11 protein-coding genes and 1 tRNA gene are annotated in these 14,497 nt (G+C 62.5%); 5 read left to right on the forward strand and 7 right to left on the reverse strand.

All coding sequences use genetic code 11. The features are described 5' to 3' along the window. Window positions 1-161 precede the first annotated feature (161 nt). Window positions 162-236 (reverse strand) — tRNA-Asn (locus tag C0V72_RS14925). Window positions 237-415: 179 nt separating this feature from the next. Then, window positions 416-1,210, reverse strand: coding sequence for an NAD kinase (locus C0V72_RS14930; protein ID WP_101794945.1), 795 nt, complete (start codon window positions 1,208-1,210; stop codon window positions 416-418). Window positions 1,211-1,362: 152 nt separating this feature from the next. Here C0V72_RS14930 and C0V72_RS14935 point away from each other — a divergent pair, with 152 nt between their 5' ends. After that, window positions 1,363-2,196, forward strand: coding sequence for an EAL domain-containing protein (locus C0V72_RS14935; protein WP_101794936.1), 834 nt, complete (start codon window positions 1,363-1,365; stop codon window positions 2,194-2,196). Between the two features lie 127 nt (window positions 2,197-2,323). After that, the gene (locus C0V72_RS14940) at window positions 2,324-3,106 is read left to right on the forward strand and encodes a transglutaminase-like domain-containing protein (protein ID WP_233999971.1); all 783 of its coding nucleotides are present in this window, start codon (window positions 2,324-2,326) and stop codon (window positions 3,104-3,106) included. Between the two features lie 2 nt (window positions 3,107-3,108). Here C0V72_RS14940 and mfd read toward each other — a convergent pair whose 3' ends face one another. Both mfd and C0V72_RS14950 read right to left on the reverse strand, forming a co-directional pair. Continuing rightward, entirely contained in the window at window positions 3,109-6,609 is a 3,501-nt protein-coding gene (mfd, locus tag C0V72_RS14945) for a transcription-repair coupling factor (protein WP_101794938.1), read from the reverse strand. Window positions 6,610-6,670: 61 nt separating this feature from the next. Further along, entirely contained in the window at window positions 6,671-6,961 is a 291-nt protein-coding gene (locus C0V72_RS14950; protein WP_101794939.1) for an FAD assembly factor SdhE, read from the reverse strand. Window positions 6,962-7,033: 72 nt separating this feature from the next. Between C0V72_RS14950 and recG the strand changes: the two genes are divergently transcribed. Further along, window positions 7,034-9,109, forward strand: a complete 2,076-nt coding sequence (gene recG, locus C0V72_RS14955) for an ATP-dependent DNA helicase RecG (RefSeq protein ID WP_101794940.1) — start codon at window positions 7,034-7,036, stop codon at window positions 9,107-9,109. On the opposite strand, the gene C0V72_RS14960 is transcribed toward recG, so the two are convergent. The 3 genes from C0V72_RS14960 to C0V72_RS14970 all read right to left on the reverse strand — a co-directional run bounded on the left by C0V72_RS14960 (window position 9,106) and on the right by C0V72_RS14970 (window position 12,015). Next, on the reverse strand, window positions 9,106-9,606 hold the full coding sequence (locus C0V72_RS14960) for a low molecular weight protein-tyrosine-phosphatase (protein ID WP_101794941.1): 501 nt from the start codon (window positions 9,604-9,606) through the stop codon (window positions 9,106-9,108). The genes recG and C0V72_RS14960 overlap by 4 nt on opposite strands. Window positions 9,607-9,760: 154 nt before the next feature. Next, window positions 9,761-11,149: an ABC1 kinase family protein gene (locus C0V72_RS14965; protein ID WP_233999972.1), complete on the reverse strand. Its 1,389-nt coding sequence runs from the start codon at window positions 11,147-11,149 to the stop codon at window positions 9,761-9,763. Between the two features lie 92 nt (window positions 11,150-11,241). Then, complete coding sequence (locus tag C0V72_RS14970) at window positions 11,242-12,015, reverse strand: SDR family NAD(P)-dependent oxidoreductase (RefSeq protein ID WP_101794942.1); 774 nt, start codon at window positions 12,013-12,015, stop codon at window positions 11,242-11,244. Window positions 12,016-12,092: 77 nt separating this feature from the next. Between C0V72_RS14970 and C0V72_RS14975 the strand changes: the two genes are divergently transcribed. Together C0V72_RS14975 and C0V72_RS14980 are read left to right on the forward strand one after the other, a co-directional pair. Continuing rightward, on the forward strand, window positions 12,093-12,548 hold the full coding sequence (locus C0V72_RS14975; RefSeq protein WP_101794943.1) for a DUF3429 domain-containing protein: 456 nt from the start codon (window positions 12,093-12,095) through the stop codon (window positions 12,546-12,548). Window positions 12,549-12,633: 85 nt separating this feature from the next. Beyond that, window positions 12,634-14,430, forward strand: a complete 1,797-nt coding sequence (locus C0V72_RS14980; protein ID WP_101794944.1) for a CHASE2 domain-containing protein — start codon at window positions 12,634-12,636, stop codon at window positions 14,428-14,430. Window positions 14,431-14,497: the final 67 nt, after the last annotated feature.

Consider the following 14,497-nt stretch of genomic DNA (forward strand, 5'->3'; position numbering starts at 1 on the left):
CCCGCTCGGGCTACGCCCTCCCAGCGCTCGCCAAGGCGCGGATCAAGTGGCCTGATTTTGCGCCGCCCAATGGCCGACTTTTACTCCGCCGTTGACATGTGGAGAAGCTCAAGGCCAGATAAGCCTAAAGCTTTCAAAGATAACGCTATTTCGGAATAAATTGGCTCCCCGAGTAGGATTCGAACCTACGGCCAAGTGATTAACAGTCACCTACTCTACCGCTGAGCTATCGGGGAGCAACTCTTCCAAGCGGTCTCAGGAAGAGCGGAAGCGCGCCTATATGGGCCATGGCAGGGGATTGCAAGAGGGTTTTGTGATGCTGTGATCAGTGTGTCGCCGCAGTAATCCGGCAATACACAATCCAGCGCGTGTTCGGGCATCCTGCCCAATGCGGTCCAAGCGGTGTTTTGTCAGCCTATTCAGTGATGAACTGCTCCGCCACGATCCGTTCCTCAAGGCTTTGGCCCGGATCGAACAGCAAGGTGAGGTCGCAGTCATGCGCGATCTGGAGCCGCACTTCGGAAATATCGCGCAGCTCCTTCTGGTCGGCGACGGCTGCGACGGGCCTTTTTGCCGGGTCGAGCACCTTCAAGATGATCTTCATCCGGTCCGGTAAAATCGCCCCCTTCCAGCGGCGCGGACGAAAGGGGCTGATCGGGGTCAGGGCCAGCATCTTGCTGTCGAGCGGCAGAATCGGGCCATTGGCCGACAGGTTGTAGGCGGTCGAACCGGCCGGAGTGGCGACAAGCACCCCGTCACACACGAGCTCGCGGATACGCACGCGCTCGCCCACGGTCACTTCGATCTTGGCGGTCTGGCGGGTTTCGCGCAGCAGCGACAGCTCGTTGATCGCGTTCAGCACATGGATCTGGCCGTCATGCGTCACCGCTTCGACCCGCAAGGGCGATATCGTCCACCGCCGCGCCTTGTTCACGCGGGCGGCAATCGCGGCGCGCTTGTCATAGCGGTTCATCAAAAAACCGACTGTGCCAAGGTTCATCCCGTATGCCGGGATCACGCGCCCTGCATCAAGCATCGCGTGCAGCACCTGAAGCATGAACCCGTCGCCGCCCAGCACAACCGCAGCATCCGCCTCGGCCAGCGGCACCCAATCGCCCTGGCTCTGTAACGCTTCGTGGGCCTCCTGCGCACGCAGAGTATCGGATGCGAGCAGCGCCAAGCGCTGATAGGTCGGACTGGTGCTCGCCATCATTTCCCCTCCGCCAGCCAAGCGCCGTACGGCTGTTTATCCCCGGCGCAGTGCTAGGCGTTGGCCCTGATGTGCCAGATTCGGGCGGATTGCAATTGATGCGAGGCAGGCCCTCATTCAAGGGTTAAGGGGGGCAGGGTAAGAGGAGCGTGATGGAACAGGGGCTGACATCCTTGCGCGGCGGCGCAACGCGCGGACGCTTTCCGGGCGTGAAGCCCGGTGTGCTCGAAGCGGATTTGCTCAGCGCGCTCGACCGCCGCGAGATTGAGGTATTGTTCCAGCCGCAGTTTGCCTGCCTGACAGGGGCGGTCGTAGGGGCCGAAGCGCTGGCGCGCTGGCGGCATCCGACCCTCGGGGCGATCGGTGCGCGGGATTTGTTCGCCGTGGCTGAGCGCGCCGCGCTGGTTGCGCCGCTTTCGCGCCATGTCATCGCCCGGGCGCTGGAAGATGCCGCGACCTGGCCCGAGACGCTGACCCTGTCGCTGAATATAACACCCGAAGAATTGGGCGATCCGCGCTTCGCTGCGGATTTTGCCGCCCTGATCGGCCAGTCCGAGATCGCCCCGCGGCGGCTGATGCTGGAAATCACCGAGGATGTGCTGCTGCGCAATCTGGCCCAGGCTGCCAATGCGCTGAAGGCGCTGCGTGGTCTTGGTTTTCGCACCGCGCTGGATGATTTTGGCGCCGGGTTCTGCAATTTTCGCTACTTGCGCGAACTGCCCTTGGATGCGCTGAAGCTCGACAAGGCAATGGTTGAAGGCGTGCCGGCAGACAGTACCGCGCTTGCCGTGCTGCGCGCCATTATCGCGCTGGCCAAGGCCTTGGGCCTCGCGGTCTACGCCGAGGGGATCGAAGACGAGATCCAGCGCGCGGCGATCACAGCGGAAGGCTGCGATTATTGGCAAGGCTTTTTGCGTGCCCAGCCGATGCCGAGTGAAAGCGTGCTCGCCTTGGCCCGCACGGCGCGGGGAATGGGGCACGGATAGCGACGCCCCGGAAACGCGCGAGGGGCTCATTTATTCCCGCACTCCAGAAACAATGCCGCGCCCTGCCGGTTCACCAAGGCGGGGCCTGCCGCCGCTTCGGCGCCCTCAGCCCAATGAAAGCTTAACCGTGAACCTGACGATCGATGTTGCCCTGGATTACTGGTTCAAAGATCCGTGCGACGTGCTGCTTCAGGTGGAGGCGGCACAGGGCGCCGGGCAGATTGTCGAGGACACTGCGCTGACAGTGCCTGCCTGCGATCACCTCGCCCGCGTGCCCGCGCTCGATGGCATCGGCACCCGCATCTGGCTGCGCGCCCACGGACAGATGGTGGTTGATTACCGGGCAAAGGTTCGGATCAACCGGCCTGTCAGCGTGTTTGCCGATCTGCCCATCATGGCACCGCGCTTTCTTCCGGGTGAAGCCGTCCCCTATCTGATGCCGTCGCGCTATTGTCAGTCGAACTTGCTGCGTGATTTTGTGGACACGCAGTTCGGCACGATTGCTGGCGGCGCCAAGATTGCGGCGATGTGTGATTGGATCGCCGATCATCTCAGCTATGTGCCGGGATCAAGCCATGGCGATACCACCGCGGTTGACACGTTCCACGCGCGCGAAGGGATTTGCCGTGACTACGCGCATCTCATGGTCACCTTTGCCCGTGCGGCCGATGTGCCTGCGCGGGTCGCCAGCGTTTACGCGCCGGGCGTTTCGCCGCCTGATTTTCATGCGGTGGCCGAGGTGTTTCTCGGCGGGGCGTGGCACCTTGTTGACGCCACCGGCATGGCAGGAGCGCAGGACACGGTCATCATCGGCGTTGGCCGCGATATTGGCGATGTGGCTTTCCTCACAGCCTTTGGCGCGCTGGAGATGCGGGGGCAGAGCGTATCGGTTACCGCCGCCGATACCTGAAATCAGGCGGCTTTCTTTGCTTTTGCCGCTTTTTTCACGATACCGGAAAGGCCCTTTGTGAGCTGGAACAACCCGTTCAGGCGACTTTGCGGATCGGCCCAAGCGCGGTTGATGACCAGCTTCATATCGGGCCGCAGCTTGGCGGTATCTTTTGCGCTCGCATTCAGGCGTTCGACATAGGCGATCAGGCCCATCGGATCGGGGAAACTGTCCTGATGGAAGCCAACCAGCGTGCCGCGCGCGCCGACATCGATCTTGGCGATATTGGCGGCAATCGCCTGATGCTTGATTTCGATCAGGCGAATGAGGTTCTTGGTCGGCTGGGGCAGATCGCCGAAGCGGTCGATCATCTCGGCGGCCAAACCCTCAATCTCGGTCTGCCCTTCGGCCTGGTTGAGGCGGCGGTAAAGCGCCATACGGACCGCAAGATCAGGCACGTAGTCCTCCGGGATCATGATCGGCGCATCGACCGTAATCTGCGGGGTCAGCTTGTCGCGGGGCTTGTCGAGGCCCATTTCGCCCGCCTTGGCGGCCATGATCGCCTCTTCCAGCATCGCCTGATACAGCTCGAAGCCCACTTCGCGGATGTGGCCCGATTGCTCATCGCCCAAGAGGTTGCCTGCGCCGCGGATGTCGAGATCGTGACTGGCAAGCTGGAAGCCTGCGCCCAAGCTGTCGAGATCGCCCAGCACTTTCAGCCGTTTTTGTGCAACTTCTGACAGCGCTACGCCCGCTTCGTGCGTCAAATAGGCATAAGCGCGCAGCTTTGCGCGGCCCACGCGGCCTCTCAGCTGATAAAGCTGGGCCAGGCCAAAGCGGTCAGCACGATGGATGATGATGGTGTTGGCGGAAGGAATATCGAGCCCGCTTTCGACGATGGTCGTCGACAGCAGCACATCATACTTGCGATCGTAGAAGGCGCCCATGCGTTCTTCCACTTCGCTGGGGCTCATCTGGCCATGGGCGGAGACGGATTTGATTTCAGGCACGTGTTCGCGCAGCCATTCCTCGACGTCGGCCATGTCGGAAATGCGGGGGACGACGATGAAGCTCTGGCCGCCGCGGTGATGTTCGCGCAGCAACGCCTCGCGCATCACCATATCGTCCCATTCCATCACGTAGGTGCGCACCGCAAGGCGATCGACCGGCGGCGTCTGGATGGTGGAAAGTTCGCGCAGGCCCGACATGGCCATCTGCAAGGTGCGCGGGATCGGGGTTGCGGTGAGGGTCAGGACATGCACGTCAGCGCGCAGCTGTTTCAGCTTTTCCTTGTGGGTGACGCCAAAGCGCTGCTCTTCGTCGACGATCACCAGGCCCAGATTCTTGAACTTGGTCGATTTCGACAGGATTGCATGGGTACCAACCACCAGATCGACGTGGCCATTTTCCAGCCCTTCGCGGGTTTCGGTCGCTTCCTTGGTGGTGACCAGGCGCGAGAGGCGTCCGACGTTGAGGGGGAAGCCGGCAAACCGTTCGGCAAAGTTCTGGTAGTGCTGGCGGGCCAGCAAGGTGGTGGGGGCAACAACCGCAACCTGCTGGCCGTTCATTGCGGCCACGAAGGCCGCGCGCAGGGCGACTTCGGTCTTGCCGAAGCCGACATCGCCGCACACCAGCCGGTCCATCGGTCGGCCGCTTTCCAGATCGCCCAGCACATCGGCGATGGCGCGTTCCTGATCCTCGGTTTCGGACCAGGGGAAGCGGTCGGTGAACTGGCCAAGGGTGGCAGGGTCAGCGGGCAGGGCAGGGGCCTGCCGCAGGGCACGCGCGGCGGCGACCTGCATCAACTCGCCCGCGATGGCGGTGATGCGTTCCTTCAGCCTGGCGCGGCGGCGCTGCCATGCCTCGCCGCCCAAGCGGTCAAGCGCGACCGCCAGTTCGGACGAGCCATAGCGGCTGAGCACGTCGATATTCTCGACCGGGATAAACAGCTTGTCGCCGCCCGCATATTCCAGCGCGACGCAATCGTGCTGGCTCTTGCCGACGGGGATGGGTTCAAGGCCGAGGTAACGCCCGATCCCGTGCTCAATATGCACCACCAGATCGCCGCGCGACAGGGCCTGCAATTCGGCGAGAAACGCGTCGGAATCCTTGCGCTTCTTCTTGCGCCGCACCAACCGGTCGCCGAGGATATCGGCTTCGGTCAGCATTTCGAGCGTGTCGCTCGCAAACCCGGTTTCCAGCGGCAGGACCATCACGGCCGTTTGCGCCTTGGCTGCCAGACCCAAGGCCTGTTGCCAGTTATCAGCGAGCGCAGTGGGTGCGCCCGCTTCCTCGATGATCGAAGCAATCCGCCGTGCACTGCCGGTGGAATAGGCCGCGACCAGCGCCTTGCGGCCGGATTTGATGACCGCTTTCAGGTGGGCAGCGGAAGCTTCGTAGACATTCTCTCCGCGCCCGCGTTCCGGGGCAAAGTCGCGGGCTGAACGGAAGCCGAAATCGAGTATTCCTGCGCCGCCTTCAGCGGCAAAGCCAGTCGCGCGGTGCGCGGTCAGAGCGGCAAGGCCCGCGTCAAACTCCGCGCGGGCAAGGTACAGCGCATCGGGCTTTAGCGGACGATAACTGCCCTTCTTCTCGCCAGCGATCCGGCCGCGCTGCTGATGGTAATCGGCAATGTCATTCAACCGCTCTTCCGCAGCGCCCAGCGCGCCCTGATCGATAAGGACCACATCGTCCTTGGCGAGGTGGTCAAACAGGCTCGCCATGCGTTCTTCAAACAGGGGGAGCCAATGCTCCATCCCCGCCAGCCGCCGACCCTCAGACACGGCCTCGTATAGGGGGTCTTGCGTGGCGTTCGCGCCGAACAACTCGCGGTAACGGCTGCGGAACCGCTTGATGCTGTCTTCGTCCAGCAGCGCTTCGGAGGCTGGAAGCAGCAGGTGGGAATCGACCCGTTCCACCGTCAACTGCGTGGCAGGATCGAACAGGCGAAGGCTTTCCAGCTCGTCCCCGAAGAAATCGAGCCGCAGCCCGGCATCAAGGCTGGAAGGGAAGATATCGACGATCGATCCGCGGACCGCAAACTCTCCGTGGTCGATCACGGTATCGGTGCGGCTGTAGCCCTGCCGGGTCAGCAACGCGGCAAGGCTGTCGTGCCGGATGGTCGTGCCAATTTTGAACTCGCGCACGCTTTCGCGGACTCGAAAGGGTGTGAGCACGCGTTGCAGCACCGCGTTGACGGTCGTGACCAGCAACTGCTGCCGGTCGCCGGGCTGCTGCAAGCGGTGGAGCGCGGCGAGCCGTTCGGCGCTGATCGACAAGGCGGGGCTGGCGCGGTCGTAGGGAAGACAATCCCACGCAGGAAAAGCAAAAACCTCGATCTCTGGCGCGAAAAAGCGCGCCGCCTCTGCCGCTGCGCGCATGGCTGCATCGTCAGGCGCAATAAACACCGCCCGCCGCTTGGCCGCCCGCGCAAGATCGGACAAGACCAACGGCAAGCTCCCACGCGGGAGCGAGGCGAGGGTCAGCGGCTGGCTGGCCGCGAGGATGCGGGAGAGGTCGGGCATAGGTTTCCAGTCAAGCAGCGCGGGCCCAAAGGGTTCCCGCGCGCCCTGTCGGTGCGGAATGTCAGCGCGGAATGTCGACGTAATCGAGCTTTTGCATGAGCACCAGCAACTCGCCCGCCAGATGCTCCGGCGGCGGCTGCGAGCCAAGGGCCCAGGCCATCACATCCACATCATCCTCGTCCAGCAGGGCTTCGAACCAGGCCAGCTCGCTCTCACCCCATCCGGCGTGATAGCGGTCAAAATAGCCGCCCATCATGTAATCGGCCTCGCGCGTGCCACGGTGCCATGAACGGAACTTCGCGCGCGCAAGACGCTGCTCGAAAGATGGGCCAGAAGATTGGGCGTCGGTCATGGGCACCACCTAGCCACAGGCTTGCACACGCACAACTCGCAAAGACGCAATCTGAGTGTTAGCGAAGGCAACATGCGCCCCGAGGCTCTCAATCCGCTGTTCGCCGAAGTCACCACGCTGGAAGGCGTTGGGCCCAAGCTGATGAAGCCGCTCGAAAAGCTCGGGCTGACGCGGGTGAAGGACGTGGCCTATCACCTGCCCGAACGCTTTGTCAGCCGCCGGGCCATCGCCGATCTCGATTCCGCGAGCGAGGGCGAACAGGTCATTATCGCGCTCACCGCAATCGAACATCGCAGCCCCCGTGCGGGAAGCCGCGGGCCTTACCGGGTGCTGGCGCAAGATGGCTTGGGCAATATCTGCGCGCTGACGTGGTTCGGCAAAGCGGCCTATGCGGCCAAAAAGCTGGTTCCGGTGGGCGAGCGGCGCTGGGTGGCGGGCCGGCTCGACCGCTATGGCGACATGCTTCAGATCGTCCATCCCGACCATATCGAGGCTGACAGCGCCGCTCATATGGGCCGCATATCGGAGCCGGTCTATCGCTTGTCGGACGGGTTGACCCAGCCGCGGGTGGCCGATTTTGTCCGCCAGTCGCTGGCGCGGCTTCCCGATCTGCCGGAATGGATCGAGCCCGGTCAACTGAGCCATTCAGGGTGGCCTTCGTGGCGCGATGCACTGAGGCTGTCGCACGAGACCACCGACGAAAAGGCGCGCGACCGGCTGGCCTATGACGAATTGCTCGCCAACAGTCTGGCGCTGTTGCTGGTCAAGGCTGAAGGCCGGCGGCGCAAAGGTGCGGCGCTGGTGGGCGATGGGGAGCTGCGGGCCAAGCTGCACCTCCCCTTCGCGCTGACCGGTGCGCAAAGCCGGTCCATTGCCGAAATCGCAGGCGATATGGCGCAGGAAGCGCCGATGCTCCGCTTGCTGCAAGGCGATGTCGGCGCTGGCAAGACAGTGGTTGCGCTGAACGCGATGCTGATCGCGGTCGAGGCGGGCAAGCAGGCAGCGCTGCTGGCGCCCACCGAAATCCTCGCCCGCCAGCATTTTGAAACGCTCAGAAAGATGCTCGGTCCCACCGGCGTCGAAATTGCGCTGCTGACCGGCCGGGCCAAAGGCCGGGAGCGCGAGAGCATTTTGATGGGGCTGATGGATGGTTCAATCCAGATGCTGGTCGGCACGCATGCGATTTTTCAGGACACGGTCAATTACCGGGATCTGGGGCTGGTGGTGATCGACGAGCAGCACCGGTTCGGGGTGGCGCAGCGCCTTGCACTCGCCGCGAAGGGCAGGCGGGCGCCGCATACCCTCGCCATGACAGCAACCCCGATCCCCCGCTCGCTCACGCTCGCGCAATATGGCGAGATGGATGTGAGCCGCCTTGATGAATTGCCGCCGGGCCGTCAGGCAATCGACACCCGCGTGGTCCCGCAAGACCGGATGGACGAAGTGGTCGCGGGGGTGGAGCGGCACCTTGCCAGCGGCCAACAGGCCTATTGGGTGTGCCCGATGGTGCGCGAAATCGACGGCGTGCCCGATCTTGCCGATATTGCTGCGGCCGAGGCGCGATTTGCGGCGCTGGCCGAGCGGTTTGGTGATGCGGTGGTGTTGGTGCATGGCCAGCTTCGTCCCGAGGTGAAGGACGCCGCAATGGAGCGCTTTGCCAGCGGGGCAGCGCGGTTGCTGGTGGCAACCACCGTGATCGAGGTTGGGGTTGATGTGCCGTCAGCCACCCTGATGGTCATCGAACAGGCCGAACGCTTTGGCCTTGCCCAGCTGCACCAGCTGCGCGGCCGGGTGGGGCGGGGCGCTGAAAAATCCACCTGCCTGTTGCTGCGCGGACCGGCCTTGTCGGAAACCGGTCGCGCGCGGCTTGCTCTGATGCGCGAGACGCAGGACGGGTTCCGGATCGCCGAGGAAGATCTGGCGCTGAGGGGCGGGGGCGAACTGCTGGGCACGCGGCAATCAGGCGAAGCCGCGTTCAGGATCGCTGATCTTGCGCAAATGCAAAAGCTGTTGCCGGTCGCTCATGGCGATGCCCGCCTGCTGATGGAGCGCGATGGGGGATTGACCAGCCCGCGCGGCGAGGCGGCGCGGCTGCTGCTGTATCTGTTTGAACGCGACTGGGGTGTGCAGTTGCTGCGCGGGGGTTAGGCCCCCTGGGTCTGCGTCTCGCGTTCCAGCCGTGCGACCCACGCATCAACCCCAAGGCCGATCATGTTCCACGCCAGATCAAAGGCCGCCCTGTCGCCGTAATAGGGGTCCGGCACAGGTTCGCCGCGGCGGCCATCGACGGGATCCATCAGCATGGCCAATCGTGCCGTGCTGCCGCGCGGTGCCTTGGCTCGCAAATCTTCGAGGTTGGCGCGGTCGAGCGCGATGATATGGCTGAACCGGAAGAAATCATCCCGCTCGATCTGGCGCGCGGATTGGCCGGCGATATCGATCCCGTGGTCCAGTGCCGTTGCGATAGCGCGCTGATCCGGCGGGCTCCCGGTGTGATAGGACGCGGTTCCGGCAGAATCGATCAGACACGCCAACCCCCGTTCCTGCGCCGCAGCGCGAAACGCCCCCTCGGCCATCGGTGACCGGCAAATATTGCCGAGACACACAAACAGCACACCGACCTTGTGCTCAATCCCCCCATGCATGGCGCGGCGTTATTCTATATCGCACAACCTGTCCACCGCTTATCGTGTTGGTTTCGCCCGAAACATTGTGTGCAGGCTTAAGGTTTGGCGAAAGAGGGTGATTAACGCGGGCTAACCCTGATCAAGGCAGTGGCTGGGAAGGGTCTGGTGCAGCCTAGGCGGCAGCGGCTGAAAGTGGGCTGGTGCTGGCAAGCACCTCTTCCGTGATCCGCCGGATATTGACCTTGGCCTTCAGCCGCGCCCCGAGCAACGCAGTGCCCGAAACCTTGCGCTGGACAAACAGCGTCTCGATTGGCGGGAAGGCCCAGGTGTCCTTGTCCTGCGCGATGGCATATCCTTCCTCGCGCAGCAGCGGGATAAAGGCACGGTCGCCGAAATCGAAGGGCGCATCAGCGCGCATTTCGTTGATGACGATGTCGATCATCCGCCGCACCCGTTCGGGGTGCTTTTCAGCAACGATCGGCATCATGAACCCGGCTTCGATCGTCGCCTTGAGCACGTCTTCAGCATTGCCCTGCAACCCGGCAAGCAGCATTTTGCGATAGCCATTGGCAACAGCCGGATCGACCGGGCGGCAGGCCCCGAAATCCAGCAGGATGATCTCGCCGGTCTCGCGCCGATAGCGGAAATTGGCGAAATTGGGATCGGTCTGCATCACGCCGAAATCGAACAATTCGCGGGTGACCAACCGGATCAACCGGGCGAAAACCTCATCGCGGCGTTCAGGAGGCTCGTTGCCCAGTTCTTCGATGCTGACGCCGTCTTCAAAGCTCATCGCAAGAATGGAGCCGCGGGTCAGGCCTTCGTGCAGCTTGGGCACCACGAAGCCCGGTGTGCCGGCCAATCGCTCCCGATACAGGGCCATCTGGCGGCCCTCGCGCTCATAATCGGCCTCTTCGTGAAGCTGCTGCTTGGCTGCTGCCATCAGCTTGCCCACTTCCAGCTCGGGCGGCGCAAAGCCTGCCACCTTCAGCAGGGTCATGACATTATCGACATCACTGTCGATCGATTTGGCGACGCCGGGATACTGCACCTTGATCGCCAGCTCCTGGCCATCACGGGTCAGGGCCTTGTGAACCTGGCCGATACTGGCGGCGGCAATGGGGCGGGGGTTGAACCAGCGGAACTGCTTGCGCCAGTCAGGCCCCCATTCGCTGCGCAGCACGGCATCAAGCTGCTTGGTCGGCATGAAATTGGCCTGATCGCGCAAGGTGGCGAGGATTTTCGACAATTCGTCAGGCAGGAAATCGCCAGCATCCAGGCTGATCATCTGCCCCATCTTCATCGCCGCGCCGCGCAGATGCGACAGGCGATCGGTCATGCGCTGGACATTGCCGGGCGTGAGGATCAGGTCGCGCGCGGAAATCCCTTCGCCGCTGGCAATCCGGCGCGCGCCTTCGGCCACCATCCCGCCAGCCACGCCGCCCACCAGCCGCCCGAAAGTGCCGAACCGCGCGATCCGGCCTGCAGGCACAGCACGCTGGCGGGCCCGGTCTTCGGGGAGGTTATCGAAGTCGGGGATATTGGTATCGTCGTCGGCCACAGGGGATGTTCCAGTTGCGAGAGGCTTTCACGGCCAACGGCTTGGCTGGGCTTGTGTTCCAACACAGATGGTACCGCTTGGCCGGTGCACAATCAGGAAATGCTCAGGCCCCCGTCGACCGGCAGGCACTGCCCGGTGATATAATCGGAATGGGGCGAGGCGAAGAACACCGCCAGACCTTCCAGCCCGGCATGGTCCCCCGGACGGCGCAGCGGAATGCGCCGCGCCATCCACTCGCCAAACCGCGGGTCGGCGCGCGCGGTGATATCGGTCTCGTAATAGCCGAAAAGCAGCGCATTGGCGGTGATCTGGTGGCGTGCCAGTTCAAAGGCGGCGGCGCGGGTGAGGCCGTTCACGGCGGCCTTGGAGGCGGCGTAATCGGAAGATCGGTTGACCCCCATGATCGACTGGCCTGATGACGTCACGATCAACTTGCCCCCGGCATCGCCGTCTTGCGCACGGGCGATCATGTGGCGCGTGACATGTTTGTACACCAGTGCCGGGCCGCGGGTGTTGACCGCGAGGGTTTGGTTCCAGCCATCTTCCGTGATGTCGGGGATCGGCGTGCCCGCGCCCGGGATCCCGGCATTGGCAAAGCACACATCGGCCCGGCCGAAGACGCCGAGTGTTTCTGCCATGGCGTGGGCGATGGCATCTTCGTCGATAACGTCGCAAGCGAGGGCAATCACCCGGCCGGGCCCCAGCGCGCCAAGTTCCGCCAACGCCGCAGCGTTCTTTTCGGCGTTGCGCGCCCAGATGGCGACATTCGCGCCCGCCTTCACCAGTCCGCGGGCCATGCCAAGGCCCAGCCCGCTATTGCCGCCGGTGATGATGGCCGTACGGCCCGATAGATCGAACAAGTCCATAGGTCAGCAGGTGGCCCAAACCGAGCGGGGCTGCAAGGCCTGCGGGAACCGGGCGCTGCGCCATGGTTTGTGGCCCCATGGACGGACAAACATCACTATCGCCGGCGGCCCGCGCGTTCGGCTATGCCGGGCTGCTGCCGCAGCTTATCTGCCTTGCGCTGATCCTGATGGGGCACGAGTGGCGATATTCTGCATTGGCTGGTGGTTTCGCCTATGCTGCGGCGATCTTCAGCTTTCTTGGCGGTGTGTGGTGGGGACAAGCCGTGCAAAGCGGAAAAGCGACCGCTGGCGCTTATGGTGTGGCGGTGGTGCCCAGCCTGTTGGCGGTAGCATTGTTCCTGCCGTGGACGTTCGGATGGGACTGGCCCGGCCCGGCGCTGCTTTATCTTGGTGCCTTGATTATGGGTTCGCCGCTGATTGACCGGGCGCTGGGTTTTGCGGACCGGGCATTTCTGCGCCTGCGGTGGCATTTGTCGATCGGGCTGGGCGGGCTGACCATCGCGCTGGGGTTGCTGGCTGACCGGGTCGTCTAGGCCGGTCTGCTGAGGTTGCGTGATTTTTACGTTTGCGATGAATTAACCAAAACGGCCTAGTTCAAGCTTTGGCTTTGCCTTTTGGATGCCGCGTAAAATGATCCGATGGTTTCAGACACTGGCCGACAAGATACGGCATGCGTTCGGCTCGTCCGGCGAGGAAGTGTCTGACGTCACACCGTTTATTCGCAGAAAATCCGGCGCTGAACTGTTGCGGCGCAAGCGCCTGAAAGTGGCGTTGGTGGCAGCGATCATCGGCGTGCTTTCGGCGGCCATTGAATTGCCGCTGCCGGCAGAAGATCTTTACCGCGCAGCCCGCGCACAGCTGCGCGTTCGGCCGGCACCGCAGGACATTGCGGTCATCACGATCGACGACAAGACGCTCAACAGTTTCGAACGCCATTTGCCAACGCGTCACCATGACAGCCGCGTGATCGACCGCTTGGTGGCTGCCGGCGTCACCAAGATCGTGTTTGACCGCGCCCATGCTGATCCCGAAACGCCTGCATCCGATGCGCGTTTTGCCCAAACACTGGCACGCCACCGGGGCAAGGTCTGGCTGGGCATGGCTCCGGCCCGACAACATGGCTTCCAGCAAATCGATGAAATTGTTCCGCAACCTGAATTTCGCAAGGTGGCGAGCCTTGCGGCGATGATTGGCCAAGCAACTCCCTTTGGCTTGAGTTTGATTTTGCCGACAGCGGTCGAATACAGGGGTAATCAACAGCCATCGCTTTCTGCGGTTCTGGCTGGTTATCAAGGACCGGCATTACGCTACCGGCCTGACTATGCCTTTAATCCAGGCACTGTGTCATCTTATAGCTACGTCGATGTACTTGAAGGAAAGATGCCGATATCCGATTTGCGCGGTAAGAAGGTTATCATCGGCAATACATTTTTTGAATCGTCCGATTATTACATTATGCCGCTAAATTATAATGGACGTATCGCCGGTGTTTATTTTCATGTATTAGGGGCACATACGCTTAAGCGCGGTACTCCTATCGATTTGCTGTGGGTTCCGACGATGATTATCGTCGGTGTTGCTGTTGTGGTCCAGGCCCTCAATCGTCGGCGCTCGTCAAAACCATTGTGGACTGCGGTGATTGCGCTCCTCGCCGCGTCCTTCATCCTCGACGAATTCACAATCAACATCGACATCATGTCGGGGTTATTGGCGGTGGCGGTTGCAGCTTTCGGGTTCCAGCGGATCAACCGGAAGTATTTCGCCAGCGATGTCGATGCCATGACGACCTCGGCGATCAGTTCCGATCGTCCAAGCGCAGAGCGCGATGTTTACGCGCTCAAGATCGCCAACCTTGCCGAATTGTCGGAGGACTGGTCAGACCGTGAAATCGGTGACTTCGTCAACACGCTGATCGCCTATGTCAAAGGGCCGGGCGAGGTGGGTGATGTTGCCTTTGAGCGGGATTTGCTGGTGTGGCTTGCGCCGCGCATGGAAACGGTTGAGCTTGAACGGCATGCTGACGGTCTGGCTTTAATGCTCAAGACTGCAATCAGCCACGATTGGCAGTCGTCCAATGGATCGCCGGCCCTTGGCATTGATACCAATCATGATCTTCCGGTGTCGTTGCGGATTAAGAAGGCGATGCAAGCCGCCGATGAAGCTGCGGCGCGCGGCGTGCGCTTCATCATCAATGATGCCGCCCATCTCGAAGCGCGCAATCAGCGTCTTGAACTGATTCGGGTCCTTGAAAAAGGTCTGCGCGACCGCGATATCGGCGTGGCATATCAGCCCAAGATTGACCTTGCATCGGGCCGGATTGTGGGCGCAGAAACGCTCATTCGCTGGCAGCCCAACGGACGCGACTTCATCAATCCGCAGGAACTTGTGTTGAAGGACAGTTCACAGGAGCCGTAAGGCGACATCCAGCTTTACGAGGTGTCGCCTTGGCCTGATCGATTTCCCGGCGGATGGTCTTCCGGGA

Source organism: Porphyrobacter sp. TH134 (assembly GCF_002855495.1).
GTDB lineage: Bacteria > Pseudomonadota > Alphaproteobacteria > Sphingomonadales > Sphingomonadaceae > Erythrobacter.

Bases quoted from the DNA above. Each gene is read 5' to 3' on its own strand.
- C0V72_RS14980 (WP_101794944.1), top strand. From the start codon at position 12,634: ATGCCGCGTAAAATGATCCGATGGTTTCAGACACTGGCCGACAAGATA.
- C0V72_RS14960 (WP_101794941.1), bottom strand. From the start codon at position 9,606: ATGCATGGGGGGATTGAGCACAAGGTCGGTGTGCTGTTTGTGTGTCTC.
- C0V72_RS14950 (WP_101794939.1), bottom strand. From the start codon at position 6,961: ATGACCGACGCCCAATCTTCTGGCCCATCTTTCGAGCAGCGTCTTGCG.
- mfd (WP_101794938.1), bottom strand. From the start codon at position 6,609: ATGCCCGACCTCTCCCGCATCCTCGCGGCCAGCCAGCCGCTGACCCTC.
- C0V72_RS14935 (WP_101794936.1), top strand. From the start codon at position 1,363: ATGGAACAGGGGCTGACATCCTTGCGCGGCGGCGCAACGCGCGGACGC.
- C0V72_RS14975 (WP_101794943.1), top strand. From the start codon at position 12,093: ATGGACGGACAAACATCACTATCGCCGGCGGCCCGCGCGTTCGGCTAT.
- C0V72_RS14970 (WP_101794942.1), bottom strand. From the start codon at position 12,015: ATGGACTTGTTCGATCTATCGGGCCGTACGGCCATCATCACCGGCGGC.
- C0V72_RS14930 (WP_101794945.1), bottom strand. From the start codon at position 1,210: ATGGCGAGCACCAGTCCGACCTATCAGCGCTTGGCGCTGCTCGCATCC.
- recG (WP_101794940.1), top strand. From the start codon at position 7,034: ATGCGCCCCGAGGCTCTCAATCCGCTGTTCGCCGAAGTCACCACGCTG.